The 18048-nt window shown below is 72.1% G+C and carries 13 protein-coding genes and 1 pseudogene; 9 read left to right on the top strand and 5 right to left on the bottom strand.

The features are described from left to right. Positions 1-233 precede the first annotated feature (233 nt). Positions 234-2189, bottom strand: coding sequence for an acetate--CoA ligase (gene acs, locus ACH4E8_RS17470; RefSeq protein WP_398448987.1), 1956 nt, complete (start codon positions 2187-2189; stop codon positions 234-236). Between the two features lie 344 nt (positions 2190-2533). After that, positions 2534-5077: a SulP family inorganic anion transporter gene (locus ACH4E8_RS17475; RefSeq protein ID WP_398448989.1), complete on the bottom strand. Its 2544-nt coding sequence runs from the start codon at positions 5075-5077 to the stop codon at positions 2534-2536. A gap of 283 nt (positions 5078-5360) precedes the next feature. Between ACH4E8_RS17475 and ACH4E8_RS17480 the strand changes: the two genes are divergently transcribed. Then, positions 5361-6746: a hypothetical protein gene (locus tag ACH4E8_RS17480; RefSeq protein WP_398448991.1), complete on the top strand. Its 1386-nt coding sequence runs from the start codon at positions 5361-5363 to the stop codon at positions 6744-6746. A gap of 181 nt (positions 6747-6927) precedes the next feature. Here ACH4E8_RS17480 and ACH4E8_RS17485 read toward each other — a convergent pair whose 3' ends face one another. Next, a complete protein-coding gene (locus tag ACH4E8_RS17485) occupies positions 6928-7923 on the bottom strand; it encodes an ATP-binding protein (protein WP_398448993.1) in 996 nt (331 codons plus the stop codon). 101 nt (positions 7924-8024) lie between these two features. Here ACH4E8_RS17485 and ACH4E8_RS17490 point away from each other — a divergent pair, with 101 nt between their 5' ends. After that, positions 8025-8864 (top strand): oxidoreductase, encoded by an 840-nt coding sequence (locus ACH4E8_RS17490; protein WP_398448995.1) that lies wholly within the window; start codon positions 8025-8027, stop codon positions 8862-8864. 397 nt (positions 8865-9261) lie between these two features. On the opposite strand, the gene ACH4E8_RS17495 is transcribed toward ACH4E8_RS17490, so the two are convergent. Then, positions 9262-10167 (bottom strand): HAD family hydrolase, encoded by a 906-nt coding sequence (locus ACH4E8_RS17495; protein WP_398448997.1) that lies wholly within the window; start codon positions 10165-10167, stop codon positions 9262-9264. Between the two features lie 467 nt (positions 10168-10634). Between ACH4E8_RS17495 and ssd the strand changes: the two genes are divergently transcribed. From ssd to ACH4E8_RS17530, 7 genes and pseudogenes are all read left to right on the top strand, one after another. Next, positions 10635-11735, top strand: a complete 1101-nt coding sequence (gene ssd, locus ACH4E8_RS17500) for a septum site-determining protein Ssd (RefSeq protein WP_398448999.1) — start codon at positions 10635-10637, stop codon at positions 11733-11735. Then, entirely contained in the window at positions 11732-12880 is a 1149-nt protein-coding gene (locus ACH4E8_RS17505; protein WP_398449001.1) for a TadA family conjugal transfer-associated ATPase, read from the top strand. Before ssd ends, ACH4E8_RS17505 begins: the two co-directional genes overlap by 4 nt. Beyond that, complete coding sequence (locus ACH4E8_RS17510; protein ID WP_398449003.1) at positions 12877-13743, top strand: type II secretion system F family protein; 867 nt, start codon at positions 12877-12879, stop codon at positions 13741-13743. Before ACH4E8_RS17505 ends, ACH4E8_RS17510 begins: the two co-directional genes overlap by 4 nt. Continuing rightward, complete coding sequence (locus ACH4E8_RS17515) at positions 13740-14507, top strand: type II secretion system F family protein (protein WP_398449005.1); 768 nt, start codon at positions 13740-13742, stop codon at positions 14505-14507. Before ACH4E8_RS17510 ends, ACH4E8_RS17515 begins: the two co-directional genes overlap by 4 nt. Before the next feature lie 45 nt (positions 14508-14552). Beyond that, complete coding sequence (locus tag ACH4E8_RS17520; RefSeq protein ID WP_398449007.1) at positions 14553-14759, top strand: DUF4244 domain-containing protein; 207 nt, start codon at positions 14553-14555, stop codon at positions 14757-14759. Next, a complete protein-coding gene (locus ACH4E8_RS17525; RefSeq protein ID WP_398449009.1) occupies positions 14746-15114 on the top strand; it encodes a TadE family type IV pilus minor pilin in 369 nt (122 codons plus the stop codon). Before ACH4E8_RS17520 ends, ACH4E8_RS17525 begins: the two co-directional genes overlap by 14 nt. Then, positions 15111-15413 (top strand): annotated as a pseudogene (locus ACH4E8_RS17530) (Rv3654c family TadE-like protein); the annotation flags it as partial. The gene ACH4E8_RS17525 and the pseudogene ACH4E8_RS17530, both read left to right, overlap by 4 nt. Before the next feature lie 111 nt (positions 15414-15524). Here the strand turns inward: ACH4E8_RS17530 and ACH4E8_RS17535 are convergent. Continuing rightward, positions 15525-17984, bottom strand: coding sequence for a DEAD/DEAH box helicase (locus tag ACH4E8_RS17535; protein WP_398449011.1), 2460 nt, complete (start codon positions 17982-17984; stop codon positions 15525-15527). Between the last annotated feature and the right edge of the window lie 64 nt (positions 17985-18048).

Genomic DNA, 18048 nt, shown 5'->3' on the forward strand with positions numbered 1-18048 from the left:
CCCGGGCCGCCCCGGGGGGCCTCCCCAGTGGTGGCGTGGGTGTGGTGGCCGCGGGGGGGGGGGGGGCGGGGGGGGCCGGGGGGGGGGCCCCCCCCGGGGGGGGGGGGCCCCCCGGGGGGGGGGGGGGGGGCCCCCCGCCCGTCACTGGGACGGGGTAACGCGGTGCCGAAGGCGCACCGCGGTGCCGGTCAGTCCTCTCGGTCCTGTCGGTCCCGTCAGTCCTGTCAGTCCTGTCAGTCCTCGGAGGACGAGCTGGGCAGCTTGGACTGGATGAGGTCCATCACCGACGAGTCGCTGAGCGTCGTCACGTCGCCGACCTGGCGGTTCTCCGCGACATCGCGCAGCAGCCGGCGCATGATCTTGCCGGAGCGGGTCTTCGGCAGCTCGGCCACCGGCAGGACCCGCTTCGGCTTGGCGATCGGGCCGAGGGTGGCGCCGACGTGGTTGCGCAACTCGGCGACCAGGCCCTCGTCCTCCGATGCGGTGCCGCGGAGGATCACGAACGCGACGATGGCCTGGCCGGTCGTCTCGTCCGCGGCGCCGACGACGGCGGCTTCGGCGACCTTCGGGTGGGAGACCAGCGCCGATTCGACCTCGGTGGTCGAGATGTTGTGGCCGGAGACGAGCATGACGTCGTCGACGCGGCCGAGCAGCCAGATGTCGCCGTCGTCGTCCTTCTTCGCGCCGTCGCCCGCGAAGTACTTGCCCTCGAAGCGGGACCAGTACGTGTCGATGAAGCGCTGGTCGTCGCCCCAGATGGTGCGCAGCATCGAGGGCCACGGCTCGGTGAGGACGAGGTAGCCGCCACCGCCGTTGGGCACCTCGTTGGCCTCGTCGTCCACGACGGTCGCCGAGATGCCGGGCAGCGCGCGCTGCGCGGAGCCGGGCTTGGTCTCCGTGACGCCCGGCAGCGGCGAGATCATCATCGCCCCGGTCTCGGTCTGCCACCAGGTGTCCACGATGGGCGCCCGGCCGCCGCCGATGTGCTCGCGGTACCAGATCCACGCCTCGGGGTTGATCGGCTCGCCGACCGAGCCGAGCACGCGCAGGCTGGAGAGGTCGAACTTGGCGGGGATGTCGTCGCCCCACTTCATGAACGTGCGGATCGCGGTCGGCGCGGTGTACAGGATCGTCACGCCGTACTTCTGCACGATCTCCCAGAACCGGCCCTGGTGGGGCGTGTCGGGGGTGCCCTCGTACATCACCTGGGTGGCGCCGTTGGCGAGCGGTCCGTACACGATGTACGAGTGGCCGGTCACCCAGCCGATGTCCGCGGTGCACCAGTAGACGTCGGTCTCCGGCTTGAGGTCGAAGACGGCGTGGTGGGTGTACGCGGCCTGGGTGAGGTAGCCGCCGGACGTGTGCAGGATGCCCTTCGGCTTTCCGGTGGTGCCGGAGGTGTAGAGGATGAAGAGCGGGTGCTCGGCGTCGAACGCCTCGGGGGCGTGCTCGGTGGACTGGCGGTCCACGACGTCGTGCCACCACACGTCGCGGCCCTCGGTGAAGGCCGTGTCCTCGCCCGTACGCCGCACCACCAGCACGTGCTCCACCTGCGGGCACTTGGCGACGGCCTCGTCGATGGCGGGCTTGAGCGCGCTCGGCTTGCCGCGGCGGTAGCCGCCGTCGGCGGTGATGACGACCTTGGCGTCGGCGTCCTGGATGCGGGAGGCGACCGCGTCGGCCGAGAAGCCGCCGAAGACCACGGAGTGCGCGGCGCCGATGCGGGCGCAGGCCAGCATCGCCACGGCGGCCTCGGGGATCATCGGCAGATAGACCGCGACCCGGTCGCCCTTGCTGACGCCGAGTTCGGTCAGGGCGTTCGCCGCGCGGGACACCTCGTCCTTGAGCTGGGCGTACGTGATCGAGCGGCTGTCGCCGGGCTCGCCCTCGAAGTGGATGGCGACCCGGTCGCCGTGGCCCGCCTCGACGTGGCGGTCGACGCAGTTGTACGCCACGTTGAGCTTGCCGTCGGCGAACCACTTCGCGAAGGGCGGGTTGCTCCAGTCGAGGGTCTCGGTCGGCTCGGTGGCCCAGGTGAGCCTTCGCGCCTGCTCGGCCCAGAAACCGAGCCGGTCCGCCTTGGCCTGCTCGTACGCCTCAGCCGTGACGTTGGCGTCCGCGCTGAGCGCGGCCGGCGGTGCGAACCGCCGCTCTTCCCGCAGCAGGTTGGCCAGGCTTTCGTTGCTCACGACATCTCCCTTTCCCAGGGCGTCCTCATATGGCTCTGTGTCCCGGGGGCTCTGTGTGTCCCGGGCCATAGCTCATCAGCCGAAAGGCCGGGTGACAAGAGCCTTCCGACAATTGGTTTAGACCTGTCCAGCCTTTTACCCGGTGTGGCCCGAAGGTGCACGTCCCCTGGTGTCCGCTCGGCGTGTCGTGTGGTCCCTCCTCTCCGGGCGGCGGAGAGGAGGGACCACACCTTTCCACGGATGCGAGCGCCGACCGGTTCAACCGCGGCGGGTGGGAATTTCGCGGCGGGTGTGGGGAGGGGGCGGGCCGCCCCGGGCCAAGGCGGCCCCGGGCCAGCCGGGAGTCACTTCCGTATCGGTGCCTGCGCGGGCGCCTGCGTAGGCTTCCGGTCCGACGTCTGGGCCTGGGCTTGGGCTTCGGTTTGGGCCTGTGCCTGCGTTGGTACCTGCGGCGATGCCTGTGTCTTTGCCTGCGTTGGTACTTGCGCCGAGGCCCGCGCCAGGGCCTGCACTCCGGTCTGTACGCGTGCCTGCACTCGGTTCTGCCCCCGGTTCCGTGCCGACGCCTGCACTGGCACCAGCGGGGAGCCGGCAGGCGCCACCCGGTCGAAGACCGGCGCGAACGCCCCTTCATCGCCCTCCGCCAGCAAATATGCCTGCGCCTCGCCTACGTGGAAGTACATCCCGTGCAGCCGCAAGGTGCCTGCGGCGAGCCGACGGGACACCGACTCGTGCGCGCGCAGATGGTCGAGCTGCTGGACCACATTGGTCAGGCACAACTGCTCCACCTCGTCAGCGGGCAACTTCCCCGACAGCCGGGCCACGGAGCTGTCGCCGCGCGCCAACCGCGCCACGCTGGGCTGCCCGTGGCGCAACCACCGCTGGAGCGGCGTCCGCGCGCCGTCGTGCACCGTGCCCATCAGCGTCTGCATGGCACTGCAGCCCGAGTGCCCGCAGACGGTGATGGAGTCCACGCCCAACACTTCGACGGCGTACTCGATCGCGGCGGCCACGGAGTCGTCCCCGCTCTCGTCGCCCGGCAGCGGGACCAGGTTTCCCATGTTGCGCACGGTGAAGAGGTCGCCCGGGCCGCTTGCCGTGATCATGCTCGTGACCAGCCGGGAGTCCGTGCAGGTGAGGAAGAGCTGGGAGGGCCGCTGCCCCTCCTTGGCCAGTCGCGCCAACTCGCCGCGCACCAGCGGAGCCGTGTTGCGCTGGAAGGAGCCGATGCCGTCCGCGAGCCGTTGCCCGGCCGCGACGGGCTGCGGGCCGTCCTCGCAGTGGTGGTTGCGCCACGGGGTCCACGGGCGGCAGCACCCGTCGCTCTCCACGGCGGGCTCGCTGATCCGACCCCCTGCCCGACCGGTGAACTCCACCGTCCCGCCACGGGCCTTGTGGGACGTCTGCCAGTCGTGCAACGCCTCGTGCGCGGCGTGGTCCATGAAGGAGCCGTCCAACTCGACCACGCAGTCCGCACCCCGGGGCACCTGGCCGAGGGCTCGGGTCAGTCGCGGCACGGCGAGGAAGGTCAACTGGCCGCGTACGCTCACCCGGTGGACGCCGTCGTGGGCGTCCTCGGTGATTCGCGTGCGGGTCAGCCGGTGCAGCGAGACCGCCACCGCCACCGCGATGCCGACGGCGACTCCCTCCAACACCCCGGTGGCCACGACGGACGCCAACGTCACCACGTAGACCAACATCTCGCGGTTCCGCTGGACGGTCCGCAGATGGGTGATGCTGACCATCTGGACGCCGACCACCATCACCAGCGCGGCGAGCGCGGCCAGCGGAATCAGGTCGAGCACGGGCACCAGCAGCAGGGCCGCGAGGACGATCCACAGCCCGTGCAGCATCGTGGAGCGGCGGCTGACCGCTCCCGCGGACACATTGGCCACGGTCCGCACCGCGACTCCGGCGACCGGCAGCCCGCCGAGCGCCCCGGAGACGATGTTCGCCGCGCCCTGACCGGCCAGCTCCCGGTCCAGGTTCGATCGGGGGACGTGCGCTTGGGGCGCACCCTTGGCCGTCTCCGTCCGCTTGGCCAGCAACTTGTCGACGGCGACGGCAGAGAGCAGCGATTGCACGCTGGTGACCAGAGTGATCGTGACGACGGCGGCGACGAGGCCCAGCACCGGGCCCTCCGGTAGCTGGGGGAGGGCGTGGCTGCTCCAGGAGGGCAGGTCGACGCGGGGCAGGCGGAGCCCGGCGACCGCGGCGAGCGCGGTGGCTCCGGAGACGGCGACGAGTGCGGCGGGGACCGTACGCATGACTCGTCCCGCCCGCCCCGGGATGCGCGGCCACAGCAGCAGGACCGCGACCGTGAACGCGCTGGCCGTGACGGCGTCGGCGTGCAGGTCGGCCAGCCGGTCGGGGAGCGCGAGCACATTGTCGAACGCGGAGCTCTCCGGAGTGCCGCCGAGCACGATGTGGAACTGGGCCAGGGCGATCGTGACGCCGATGCCGGCGAGCATGCCGTGCACGATCGAAGGGCTGACGGCGAGCGCTGAGCGAGCCACCCGCAGGGCCGCGAGGCCCAGTTGGGCCAGGCCGGCGAAGACGGTGATGGCGCAGGTCATCCGCCATCCGTACTGATGGATCAGATCTGCGGTGACCACGGTGAGGCCGGCCGCCGGACCGGCCACCTGGAGCGGCGAGCCGCCGAACCTACCCGCCACGATCCCGCCGACGGCGGCGGCGACCAACCCGGCTTGGAGGGGCGCACCGGTGGCGAGCGCGATGCCGAGGGAGAGCGGCAGCGCGATCAGGAACACCGAGATCGACGCGGACAGGTCCGCTCCGGCGATGGTGAAGCGCTTCTTGCGGGTGGCGCGGGACTTGCGGGATCCGCTGGGCGGGGTGTCGGTGCTGGCGGGGGCGCAAGCAGGCATGGTTCCCGTCTCCTCCGGGCAGCGCGGTCGCGGAATGTGGGGGCGCGGCCGTGAGTCACGGCATTCTGTGGCGGGATATTCAACGCTCGGTAAATTGATCGTAATGGAGAGTAAAGAGCCTTGGCGAGGGGGCAAGGCAGATAGGTCAATCTTTCACCCGTACCGGTGATTAGTGGGGTTATTGCGCCCCGTCATCCACCCTTTGCCGCCATCGCGGTGCGACTTTGTCGACTCGGTTCGAGCCAGTCATAAAAACACAAAGTCATATGAAAGAGGTGGGCGGATGAAGGCCGTCACGCAGAGGGCCGCCGCGGGCGCCGCGGCCACCGCGCTGATCGCAGGTCTGGCTGGCTGTTCCCTCGTGGGCCAGGGCGACCAGGAGAAGACGTCGCCGGCCAAGGAGGGTCCCGCGCCCAAGGCCGCGCCACGGATGATCGGCGACGGCTCGACCTCGTTCACCGGGGCCCAGCCAAAGCAGCTCAAGCCCAAGCGGTTGAAGCCCGGTCAGAAGCCACCGCAGTTCGTCGTGTTCTCGTGGGACGGTGCCGGCGAGGACAGCCAGAAACTCTTCTCCCACTTCCGTGACGTCGGCAGGAAGTACGACATGACAATGACGTACTTCTTGAGCGGGGTGTATCTCCTGCCTGAGGAGAAAGGTTCCCTCTATCTTCCGCCGAAGCATGACGCCGGACGTTCCGACATCGGTTTCAATGACGTCCAGGGCATCAAGGACACCGTGCGGGAGCTGCGTGGCGCCTGGCTTGAGGGCAACGAGGTCGGCACGCACTTCAACGGGCACTTCTGCGGCCCGGAAGGGGGTGGCGACACCTGGTCGGTGGAGGAGTGGAAGAGCGAGATCGGCCAGGCCAAGGCGTTCGTGAAGAACTGGAAGACGAACTCCGGCCTCAAGGACGTCGAAGCACTGCCCTTCGACTACGACAAGGAGCTGATCGGCGCCCGCACCCCCTGTCTTGAGGGCCGCAAGAACTTCGTGAAGGCCGCCAGCGAACTGGGCTTCCGCTACGACACCAGCGGCATCAACGACCAGATCTGGCCGGAGAAGGAGCTCGGCGTCTGGGACCTCGGCCTCCAGATGGTGCCCTTCCCCGGGCGCGGCTTCGAGACCCTGTCCATGGACTACAACTTCATGGTCAACCAGTCCGGGACGGTCAAGGGAGACCCGTCCCAGCACGAGTACTGGGGCCGGCAGATGCGCGACGGCCTGGTCCAGGCGTTCGACCGGGCGTACAACGGCAATCGCGCCCCGCTGATCATCGGCAACCACTTCGAGTCCTGGAACGGCGGCACGTACATGCGCGCCATCGAGGACACCATCGCGACCGTCTGCGTGAAGCAGGACGTGCAGTGCGTGTCCTTCAAGCAGCTCGCCGACTGGCTCGACGCGCAGGATCCGAAGGTCGTCGCGAAGCTGCGGAACCTCAAGGTCGGCGAGGCGCCGGCGGAGGGGTGGCCGGCCTTCTTGGCCGGGCAGCCGGCGGGCTCGAAGGCGAAGCCCGCCGGAGCGGACGGCGCAGGGGCCGGTCCGGCGCAGGACGCGAAGGCGGGCGGGAGCGCGGAGGGCCCGGCGGGCGGCGACGCGGCAGCCGGGGAAAGCGCAGCCGCGGTGCGTGAGGACGAAGTCGAGGGCCGGGGCGTCGGCTCCGGGTGATCGCAGGGCGCCCCGGCGTAGACGTCCTCAGTCGGGGCGCCTCGGGTCGGGGCGCCTTGGGTCGAGCACGGCGACGCCCAAGGCGGTCCTGAGGGTTCGGGCCGTGGGGGCTCCGGTCGCGCAGGCGCCGGGCCCGCCGATCCGTTCGGCGGGCCCGTGGCCCCTGGCGTCGCATCCGCGATCAGGCCGGCAGCGGCGAGCCCGCGGCCACCGCCTGTTCTCCGAGGACGAAGGCGGGGTCGACCTGGGCCGCCAGGTCGGCGCCCGTCTTCGCGTTCCCCCAGCTCTCCGCGTTCTTCAGGTGGAAGTGCACCATCTGGCGGGTGTAGCGGGCCCAGTCGCGCTGCGCGTACATGGCCGCGGCGGTGTGCTCCAGGATCTCCAGGGCCGCCCGGTTGTCCGCCTCCAGCAGGTCGAAGCGCTGCGGGCGCCCCTTCTCCATCGCCCGCACCCAGTCGGAGTGCCCGAACGAGACCAACAGGTCGTCGCCCACCTCCGAGCGCAGGAAGTCCAGGTCGTCCTCGCCCTGGACCTTGTTGCCGACGACCTTCAGCGCGACCCCGAAGTCCCGTGCGTACTCCTTGTACTGGCGGTACACGGAGACGCCCTTGCGCGTCGGCTCGGCCACCAGGAACGTCATGTCGAACCGGGTGAACATCCCGGAGGCGAACGAGTCCGATCCCGCGGTCATGTCCACCACGACGTACTCGTCGGCACCGTCGACCAGGTGGTTCAGGCACAGCTCGACCGCGCCGACCTTGGAGTGGTAGCAGGCCACGCCCAAGTCCGACTCCGTGAAGGGGCCGGTCGCCATCAGTCGGACCTCGCCGCCGTCGAGCCGGACCGCACGGGCGCAGGCGTCGTAGACGGGGTTGTCCTCGCGCACCCGCAGCAGGCGCGAGCCCTCGCCGGGGGGCGTGGTCTTGATCATGGTTTCGACCGAGGTGATCCGGGGGTTGGCACCCCGCAGATGGTCCTTGATCAACGGCAGGTGTGCGCCCATCGCGGGCAGTGCGGCGGCCTGTTCGTCATCGAGCCCCAGCGCTGCCGCCAGGTGCTGATTGATGTCCGCGTCCACCGCGATGACGGCGGCTTCGCCAGCGGCCAGATGGCGGATGAAGAGCGAGGACAGCGTGGTCTTCCCGCTGCCGCCCTTCCCTACGAAAGCGATCTTCATGTTCACCTAGGGTAGCCGCACGGTTGCCTGTTGTTGTCAAGCTGTACGGGGAAGACCACTCGAAGGAAGGGCGTGCGCCCAGGGCGCGTAGCCTCCTGTGCATGAGCACGAATGCCACGCCCGCCTCCTCGACCGACCCGCTGGCGGCTCTCGGCGCGCTGCCGGGCGTCGCCGACTCCGTGGGCGCCGTGCGCACGTCGATCGACCGGGTCTACGGGCACCGGATCATGCGGCGGCGCAGCAACGAGGTCACGTCGGAGGCCGCGCTGCGCGGGGCGCGCGGCTCGGCCGCCGTCGCCGGCGCCGACTGGGCGCTGGAGGAGGTCCGCAGGCGCACCGACTTCAGTGCGGACCCGCAGGCCCTCGCGGTCGGCGCGGCCCTGCGGCTGACCGCCGAAGCGGGCCAATTGCTGTCCGTGTGGCGGCAGTCGCCGCTGCGGGTGCTGGCCCGGCTGCACCTGGTCGCGGCCGGCGGGGGAGCGGGTGACGAGACCGTGGGTCGACCGCGGCTGGCGGGCGAACCGGTCGACGAGCCCCTGATCGACGCTCCACTGCCGGACGTCGACGAGGTCAACGGCCGGCTGGAGGGGCTGGCGGAGCTGATCGTCGCGGGCACTTCGGCCCCGGCCCTGGTGAGCGCGGCCGTCGTGCACGGCGAACTGCTCGCGCTGCGGCCCTTCGGCTCGTACAACGGCTTGGTGGCACGGGCCGCCGAGCGGATCGTCCTGATCGGCAGCGGGCTGGACCCCAAGGCCATCTGTCCGGCCGAGGTCGGCCACGCGGAGCAGGGTGCGGCCGCGTACGCCGCCGCTTTCGACGGCTATCTGTCCGGGACGCCGGAGGGCATGGCGGCTTGGATCGCACACTGCGGGCGCTCGGTGGAGTTCGGTGCGCGGGAGTCGACGGCGGTCTGCGAGGCACTCCAGCGCGGCGCCGCCTGACGGCTCTTTCGTCTGCGACCCCCGCCCGGGGTGCGTCCAGGGTGCGTACGGTCCCTGGCTCGGGGATTCCGGGGCCGGGGCGGTCGGGGATTCCTGCCCGGAACGGGGTTGCGGCGGTACCGGATCCGGTACCGCCGCTGGCATGTCCGCCGAGTTACCAAGCGTCCTCGATGATGTGCCCATCAGGCCGGGAACTGCTGCCCTCGCCTGGTGCGGCTGGCCCGTATTCGACGGGTCGACGTCGCGTGGGTGCCCGGTTTTCATGCTCGGTCCGTGGGGCCTTAATGCGTGTTGAGGTGATCCTTTCGGATGTCCTTGGTCTCGCGGGCCGTTGAATCCTTTGTACTCCAGCACAGGGTGAAGTGGAACCCTTCACCACACTTCTTTACTTTTGTCTTCAAATACGGGTGAATCGGTCGATGGCTCGTGCGGACTGGGCGATTACTTGTGCCGCGGCTGTTTGGGCGGCGCTCCTGCGGCGGCTGGCGTACCAGACGAGCCCGGCCGTCGCGGCCGCGGCGCCCACCGCGGCCGCTGCCACCAGTGCGGGACGCGGCGGCATGGAGAGTGCGGGCAGCCGCTGCTTGAGCCGGACGGGTCGATTGAAGACCAGAATCGGCCAGTCCCGAGTGGTCGCTTCCCGGCGCAGCCCCCGGTCCGGATTCACCGCATAGGGGTGGCCGACGGACTCCAACATGGGTACGTCGGTGATGGAGTCGCTGTAGGCGTAACAGCGGGAGAGGTCGTATCCCTCTGACTCGGCGAGTTCGCGGATGGCTTCCGCCTTCGTCGGGCCGTAGGCGTAGTACTCCACTTCGCCGGTGAAACAGCCGTCGTCGCCGACCACCATCCGGGTCGCGACGACCCGGTCGGCCCCCAGCAGCTCGCCGATCGGCTCGACGACCTCGGCGCCCGAGGTGGAGACGATGACGACGTCCCGGCCGGCGGTGTGGTGCTCCTCGATGAGGGAGGCGGCTTCGTCGTAGATGATGGGGTCGATCAGGTCGTGCAGGGTCTCGGCGACGATCTCCTTCACCTGCTGGACGTTCCAGCCCTTGCACAGGGCCGAGAGGTACTCGCGCATCCTCTCCATCTGGTCGTGGTCGGCGCCGCCCGCGAGAAAAACGAACTGGGCATAGGCGGTCCGCAGTACGGCCCGCCGGTTGATCAGGCCGCCTTGGTAGAAGGACTTGCTGAAGGTCAGCGTCGAAGACTTCGCAATGACCGTCTTGTCCAGGTCAAAGAACGCGGCTGTGCGAGGCAAGGAGTGGTTTTCCACGAGTTGAGCATAGGTGCCCGCCATTCGGCGTACTGCTCGGGCGTGTGGGTTTGCCTGAGAAGGCTCTCGGGTACACCATGGAAGTCACGGATCGTTCGCGACCGTGCTAACCCGGACCGGCTCCTCCCCCCCCGAGCCGGCCGGAGAGACGACCCCCGCTCTCCCCCCCGGCGGGGGTCGTCGCATGTCCGGGCGGGTGTCCCGCCCCGTGTCGAGATCCACTTTGCACTCCCCCTCCCGAGCGGCCTCGGTCCGCGGCCGCTCGATGCCACTCTGCATCGTCACCGTGCGTAGCGGAAGGGGTGCACAGCGGGAGTCACTGGTATGGGGGACCGAGATATTCACAAGTGGTGAGTTGTCCACAGTTTTTCGGCATGATCCACACGATTTTCCGGGGTGCTGCACGGTGAATCCACCCGCGTAGTTCGCGGCGTCTGGAATCACCGATCTCGCTATCGAAGCGGGGTCGCGGCAATCAAGGGGTGGACATCGTGGCTGGATCTATCACATCGCGTAGGGACCCGGTCCTCGACGGGCGGCGGGACGGCCCTCTGATCCTGACCGAAGACATGGAGCTGCTCGACGATCTGCTGCGGCTGTGCGCCGCGGCGGGAGCCGAGCCGGACGTGCACCACCGGATGCCCGAGCGCCGGGACAGCTGGGAGACCGCCCCCCTCGTCCTCGTCGGCGACGACGCGGCGGCGCACTGCCGGGGTGCCACGCGCCGGCGCGGGGTGCTGCTCGTCGGACGCGAGCAGGACGACCCCGCCGTCTGGCGGTACGCGGTCGAGATCGGGGCCGATTCCGTACTGCGCCTGCCCGACGCGGAGGGCTGGCTCGTCGACCGCATCGCCGACGTCGTCGAAGGCGTCGGTGAGCAGGCGCTGACCGTCGGCGTCATCGGCGGACGGGGTGGCGCGGGGGCGTCCACCCTGGCCTGCGCCCTCGCCGTCACCGCCGCGCGCGGCGGCGCGCGCACCATGCTCGTCGACGGCGACCCCCTCGGCGGAGGCATCGACGTGCTGCTCGGCGGCGAGCGCGCCGAAGGTCGCAGGTGGCCGGATTTCGTCGGTTCCAAGGGGCGGGTGGCCGGCGGCGCCCTGGAAGAGTCCCTACCGGAGTTGCACCGGCTCCGGGTCCTCAGCTGGGACCGTGGTGACTCCGTGGTCGTCCCGCCGCCCGCCATGAAGTCCGTGCTGGCGGCTGCCCGTCGCCGCGGCGGAGTGGTCGTGGTCGACCTGCCGCGCCGTTTCGACGAGGGCGCGGTGGAGGTGCTCGCCCAGCTCGACCTCGGGCTGCTGGTCGTCCCCGGCGAGCTACGCGCCGTCGCCGCGGCCAATCGGGTCGCCTCGCTGGCGGGGATGATCCTCAAGGACCTCCGGGTCATCACCCGCGGGCCGTACGCCGCCGGGCTCGACGAGCAGTGGATCGCGGCTTCCCTCGGGCTGCCCCTCGCCGGCGAACTCCCCTGGGAGGCCGGGCTTCCCCACGTGCTGGACGCCGGAGCGCCCCCGGGCGGCACCGCCGGACCGCTCGCCAGGTTCTGCACCGCCTTCTGGGACCGTGCGCTGGCCAAGGGCGCGGTCTCATGAGCACGCGACTGCTGGAAGCCGTGCGACGGCGCCTCGCGGAGAGCGGGGCGGAGCCGACGCCGGCCCGGGTCGCGCTCGCCCTGCGGGCGCAGGAGCGGCTGTTGGGCGATGCCGAAGTCCTCGGCGGCACGGAGTCCCTGCGCTGCGAGCTGGTGGGCACCGGGCCCCTGGAACCGCTGCTGGCGGACCCGGACGTGACGGACGTGCTGGTGTCCTCGCCCGAGCGGGTGTGGGTGGATCGGGGGCGTGGCCTGGAACTGTCCGACGTCGCCTTCGCCGACAAGGCATCGGTGCGCCGACTGGCCCAGCGGCTTGCCGCAGTGGCCGGCAAGCGGTTGGACGACGCCCGGCCCTGGGTCGACGCCCGGCTGCCCGACGGCACCCGGATGCACGCCGTGATCCCTCCGGTGGCGGTCGACTCGACCTTCCTGTCGCTGCGGGTGGTGCGGCCCCGGGCGTTCTCCGTCGCGGAGCTGGTCGCGGCGGGCACCGTGCCGCCCGGCGGTGACCGGGTGCTGCGGGCCCTGGTCGACGCCCGGCTGTCGTTCCTGATCAGCGGCGGCACCGGGACCGGCAAGACGACCCTCCTTTCGACGCTGCTCGGGCTGGTGGGGAAGCACGAGCGGATCGTCGTCGCGGAGGACTCCTCGGAGTTGCGGCCCGACCATCCGCACGTGGTGCGGCTGGAGTCCCGTCTGCCCAATCAGGAGGGCGCCGGTCGGGTCACCCTGCGGGACCTGGTGCGCCAGGCGCTGCGGATGCGCCCCGACCGGCTCGTCGTCGGCGAGGTCCGGGGCGAGGAGGTCGCGGACATGTTGGCCGCTCTCAACACCGGCCACGACGGAGGCTGCGGCACGGTCCATGCGAATGCCGCGGCGGACGTCCCGGCCCGGCTCGAAGCCCTCGGGACCGCTGCCGGGCTCGACCGCGCCGCCCTCCACAGCCAGTTGGCCGCAGCCCTCGCCGTGGTGATCCACCTCGCCCGGGACCAGGACGGCCGGCGGCGCATCGCCGAGGTGCACGTCCTGGAGCGCGACCGGGCCGGGCTCGTGGTGACCGTGCCCGCGCTGCGCCGCAGCGAGGGCGCCTTCATCCACGAGCGGGGTTGGGCGCGGCTGCGGTCGCTGATCGGGGACGCGCCATGAGGACCTTGGAGCCGGTGCACGCGGCGGCGCTGTGCGCGGGGGCAGCGGCCCTGCTGCTGGCGGACGGTCGAAGCCGGGCCGCTGCGCGGGCACGGGTGGTGCTCGCCGGCAGTGGTGTGGAAAAGACGCAGCCGGGGTGGTCATGGCGGCGACTATGGCTGCGGCTGGTGGCCCGGGTGGGGCGGGAGTGGTGGTGCGTCCCGGTGGCGGTGCTGCTCGCGGTCGTCGGCCGGTCCCTGCTGCCGCTGGTCGCGGGTGCGGTGGCGGTCCCGCTGGTGCGCCGGCGGCTGCGTGGGCGGGCGCGGGCTCGGTCGCGGGACATGCGCGCCGACGAGGTCATCGCCCTGTGCGGCTCGGTCGCCGCGGAGTTGCGGGCCGGCCTCCAGCCGGGGCAGGCGCTGTTGCATGCAGCGGGAGCGGGCCGGGCGCTGGGGGCGGCCGAGCCGGCGGTCATCGCTGCGGCCAGGTTCGGGGGCGACGTCCCGGCAGCCCTGCGGGAAGCGGCCGGGGAGCCGGGCGCGGAAGGGCTGGCCGGTGTCGCGGCGTGCTGGAGCGTGGCCGTCGGCGGGGGAGCGGGCCTGGCAGCCGGCCTGGACCGCCTGGAGGCCGCTCTGCGGGCCGAACGGGAGCAGGAGGAGGATCTGCGCGCCCAACTGGCCGGCGCGCGCTCCACGGTCGTCCTGCTGGCTCTCCTGCCGGTCGCGGCGCTGGGCATCGGCACGGCCGTCGGAGCTGATCCCTTACGCGTCCTGCTGCACACCCCCGTGGGCCTGCTGTGCCTCCTGGGCGGCGCCGTGCTGGAGACGGCCGGGGTCTGTTGGGCCGCCCGCATCGTACGGGGCGCGCGGAAGGAGGCGCCGTGAGCAGTGTGGTGCGCCTGTGCTCCCTGGCCGCCCCGCTCCTGCTGGCCGTCCACGCCGTCGCCCTCCTCGCCGCCCACCGGCGGGAGCGCCGGACGCGGCTGCGCATCGAGGAGTTGCGGAAGGTCGAGCCCGGCAGAAGGCGCCCACGGCTTCCCTACCGGTCGTGGGCCAAGGGTTGGGCCGCGCCGCTGGGGGCGCTGTTCCTCGGGTACGTCCTCGTCGACGGAGTGCTCGGCTGCGTCGTCGGGCTGGCAGCCGCTGGAGCCGTACACCGCTGGCAGCGGACCCGCGCGCCGGCAGAGGTTGCCGAGCCTGACGCCGTGGCGACTCGACAGCTTCCGCTCGCCGCCGACCTGTTGGCGGCCTGCGCCTCGGCCGGGGCTGGGCCGCGCGAGGCGGCGGCGGCCGTGGGGGAGTCCCTGCCCGGGGCGGTCGGGGAGCGGCTGATACGGACGGCGGCCGAGCTCCGGCTCGGCGGTGAACCGTCCCATGCGTGGGGTGGCTTCGCCACCGTCCCGGGCGCGGCGGAGCTGGCCCGTTGCCTGGCGCGGGCCGACTCCACCGGCGCTCCCGCCGCGGAGTCGATCTCCCGGCTGGCGCACCGGCTCCGGGCCGCGCACATCCGAACGGCGGTTGCCGGCGCCCGCAGGGCCCAGGTCCTGATCACCGCGCCCGTGGGGTTGTGCTTCCTGCCCGCGTTCCTGGTGGTCGGCGTGGCCCCGGTCGTCCTCGGCCTGGCCACCGGCCTCCTCCACCGCGGCTGACCCCGCTCCTCCACAACCGACCCGTCTCATACCAGGAGTTTCGACGTGAACAAGGCAATCCGTATCAAGGCGATCCGCCGTCGGCCGTTCCCGCGGATGCGCGGCGACAGCGGCATGGTGACGTCCGAGTACGCCATGGCGACCATGGCGGCCTGCGGCTTCGCCGCCCTCCTCTACGAACTCGTCACCAGCGGGTGGGCGTCGAACGCCCTGAAGTCGATGATCGGCAGGGCCCTCGATGGGCAGTTCTGACCAAAGGCGCGCGGCGCGGGACCGGGGCGCGGTCACCGCGGAGGCGGCGATCGCCATTCCGGCGCTGGTCGCCCTCACCGCGGCCCTGATGTGGGGCCTGATGTCCGTGGCGACGCACATCAGATGCGTGGACGCCGCCTATGTGGGGGCCAGGGCCGCCGCCAGGTCCGAGCCGCGGGCCACCGTGCTCGCCCTGGCCCGGGCCACCGCCCCGGCGAAGGCGCGGGTCACGGTGGTCCGCGCCGGGGACTTCTGGCGCGTACGGGTGGAGGCCGAGGCGCCCGGCCCTGGGGGCCTCGGGCTGACCCTGCGCGCCGGCGCGGCGGCCCTCACGGAGGACGGAGTTGAGCCATGACGCAGCACGAGCCACCGGGACCGGGCCGGAGCGGACGTCGGGGGCGGGACCGCGGGTCGGCGACCGTGTGGGTGGCCCTGGCGGCGACGGTGGTCGGCGTGCTGTTCGGCGCCGTCTTCGCCCTGGGGCAGGTGGTGACCGCCCGTCACCGGGCGGGTGGCGCAGCGGATCTGGCCGCTCTCGCGGCGGCGGACCGGGCGCTCGAAGGACGGGAGGCGGCCTGTGCCGGGGCGCGGGCGGTCGCGGACGCCCAGGGCGCGGACGTGGTGCGGTGCGCCCTGGTGGGGGAGTTCGCCGAGGTGACCGCCCGCACCCGCGTCGGGCCCTACGCGCCGACCGCCCGAGCCAGGGCGGGACCCGCAGCCCCGTGGGGCGGCCCGGGGGCCGAGCGGATTCCCGGCAGCGCTCCGTCAGGGGGTGGCGTCGGGGGCGGCGCGCAGGAGTTGGGTGAGCAGCCGGACGGCGCCGCGCTTGTGGAGGGGCTCGTTGCCGTTGCCGCACTTGGGCGACTGGATGCAGGACGGACAGCCCGCTTCGCACTCGCACGCGGTGATCGCTTCGAGCGTCGCGCGGAGCCAGGCGCGGGCCGTGTGGAAGGCGCGCTCCGCGAAGCCCGCGCCGCCCGGGTGGCCGTCGTAGACGAAGACCGTCGGGAGCAGGGTGTCCGGGTGGAGCGGCACCGAGACGCCGCCGATGTCCCAGCGGTCGCACGTCGCGAAGAGCGGCAGCATGCCGATGGACGCGTGCTCGGCCGCGTGGAGGGCGCCGCCGAGTTGTTCGGGACCGATGCGCGCGGCGTCCACCTGGTCGTCCGTGACGGTCCACCACACGGCGCGGGTGCGCAGGGTGCGCGGCGGCAGGTCCAGCTTCGTCTCGCCCAGCACCTCGCCCGTGATCAGCTTGCGGCGCAGGAAGGAGACGACCTGGTTGGTGACCTCGACCGAGCCGTAGCACAGTCGCGCGTCGCCCCAGGGGACTTCGACGTCGGTGTGGAGCACGGAGATCGAGGTGGTGTCGCGGGCCGTCGTGGAGTACGGCGGGACGGCCTCCTCCACCAGGGCCACCGCGTCCTCCAGGTCCAGCCGGCGCACCAGGTAGGTGCGCCCCTGGTGGAGGTGGACGGCGCCCTCGTGGACGGACGCGTGCGCGGCCGACTCGTCGACGGTGCCCAGGAGCCGGCCGGTGCCCTCCTCCACGATCTGGACCGGCCGTCCGCCCCCGCCGCGGATGTCCGTGAGGTCGGCGGCCCGCTCGCGCCGCGTCCAGTGCCAGCCCGTGGCCCGGCGCCGCAGCAGCCTGGCCGCTTCGAGTTGGGGCATCAGTTCGTCGGTGGCCGGGCCGAAGAGTGCCAGGTCGGCTTCGGTGAGGGGCAGTTCCGCGGCGGCGGCGCACAGATGGGGGGCGAGGACGTACGGGTTGTCCGGGTCCAGCACGGTGGACTCCACCGGCTGCTGGAAGAGCGCCTCGGGGTGGTGGACCAGGAAGGTGTCCAGGGGGTCGTCGCGGGCGATCAGGACGGCCAGGGCGCCCTCGCCCGAGCGGCCCGCGCGCCCCGCCTGTTGCCACAGGGAGGCCCGGGTGCCGGGGTATCCGGCGATGAGGACGGCGTCGAGCCCGGAGACGTCCACCCCGAGTTCCAAGGCGGTCGTGGCGGCGAGGCCGAGGAGTTCGCCGGAGTGCAGGGCGCGTTCCAGGGCCCGGCGCTCCTCGGGCAGATAGCCGCCGCGGTAGGCGGCGACCCGGCGCGGCAGCGAGCGGTCGACCTCCGCCAGGTGCTCCTTGCTGATGACGGAGATCAGCTCCGCGCCCCGCCGGGAGCGCACGAAGGCGACCGTGCGGACGCCCTGCACGGTCAGGTCGGTCAGCAGGTCCGCCGTCTCGGCGGTGGCGGTCCGGCGCACCGGCGCGCCCTTCTCGCCGTGGAGTTCGGTGAGAGGCGGCTCCCACAGGGCGAAGACGAGTTCGCCGCGTGGGGAGGCGTCGTCGGAGACCTCGCGTACGGGCACCCCGGTGAGCCGTTCCGCCGCGACGGCGGGGGCGGCCGCGGTGGCGGAGGCCAGCAGGAAGACGGGATCGGCCCCGTAGCGCGCGCATATCCGGCGCAGCCGGCGCAGGACTTGGGCCACGTGCGAACCGAAGACGCCCCGGTAGGTGTGGCACTCGTCGATGACGACGTAGCGCAGGGAGCGCAGGAAGGAGGACCAGCGCGGGTGCGAGGGCAGGACGCCCCGGTGGAGCATGTCCGGGTTGGTCAGCACGTACGTGGCGTACTGGCGGACCCACTCCCGTTCCTCGACGGGCGTGTCGCCGTCGTAGACGGCGGGCCGGACCCGGTGGCCCAGCGGGGCCGCGAGTTCCTTCACCGCCCGGCACTGGTCGGCGGCGAGGGCCTTGGTGGGGGCCAGGTAGAGGGCCGTGGCGCCGCGCCCGTTGGGAGCCTCGGAGCCGTCGAGGAGGGCGGAGAGCACCGGCGCGAGATACGCCAGCGACTTGCCGGAGGCGGTTCCGGTGGCGATGACGACCGATTCCCCGTCCAGGGCGTGCTCGGCGGCGGTCGCCTGGTGGGTCCACGGGTGGTCGATCCCCGCCTGCTGGATGGCGTCGATCACTTCCGGACGGATGCGGTCCGGCCAGACGGCATGGCGGCCGGGTCTGGGGGGCAAGTGCTCCGTATGAGTGATGCGCGCGGCCCGGTTCGCCCTTGCGGCGAGCCGGTCGAGGACCTCACCGGGGGAGGGGCGGGTCTGCCCGCTCTCGGGAGGTCGTCTGGGACGGAGATTCTTGGCCATCGGCACCGAGTGTGTCACTGGCGTGACGGACAATGGTCCCAAGGCGTCGTGCATGGCTGCAGGTAAGTGATTGAATGCCATCGCGGCTGGCGACCGTCCCCCGGCTCCGCCGGGGAGACCTGAAGAGGGGGCGGACGCTCGATAG

Origin of the sequence: Streptomyces sp. NPDC017979 (assembly GCF_044328175.1) — a bacterium.
Lineage (GTDB): Bacteria > Actinomycetota > Actinomycetes > Streptomycetales > Streptomycetaceae > Streptomyces.

Excerpts from the sequence above, each read along its gene's own strand:
- ACH4E8_RS17475 (WP_398448989.1), bottom strand. The coding sequence starts at position 5,077 with ATGCCTGCTTGCGCCCCCGCCAGCACCGACACCCCGCCCAGCGGATCC.
- ACH4E8_RS17480 (WP_398448991.1), top strand. The coding sequence starts at position 5,361 with ATGAAGGCCGTCACGCAGAGGGCCGCCGCGGGCGCCGCGGCCACCGCG.
- ACH4E8_RS17485 (WP_398448993.1), bottom strand. The coding sequence starts at position 7,923 with ATGAAGATCGCTTTCGTAGGGAAGGGCGGCAGCGGGAAGACCACGCTG.
- ACH4E8_RS17490 (WP_398448995.1), top strand. The coding sequence starts at position 8,025 with ATGAGCACGAATGCCACGCCCGCCTCCTCGACCGACCCGCTGGCGGCT.
- ACH4E8_RS17495 (WP_398448997.1), bottom strand. The coding sequence starts at position 10,167 with ATGGCGGGCACCTATGCTCAACTCGTGGAAAACCACTCCTTGCCTCGC.
- ACH4E8_RS17505 (WP_398449001.1), top strand. The coding sequence starts at position 11,732 with ATGAGCACGCGACTGCTGGAAGCCGTGCGACGGCGCCTCGCGGAGAGC.
- ACH4E8_RS17510 (WP_398449003.1), top strand. The coding sequence starts at position 12,877 with ATGAGGACCTTGGAGCCGGTGCACGCGGCGGCGCTGTGCGCGGGGGCA.
- ACH4E8_RS17525 (WP_398449009.1), top strand. The coding sequence starts at position 14,746 with ATGGGCAGTTCTGACCAAAGGCGCGCGGCGCGGGACCGGGGCGCGGTC.
- ACH4E8_RS17535 (WP_398449011.1), bottom strand. The coding sequence starts at position 17,984 with ATGGCATTCAATCACTTACCTGCAGCCATGCACGACGCCTTGGGACCA.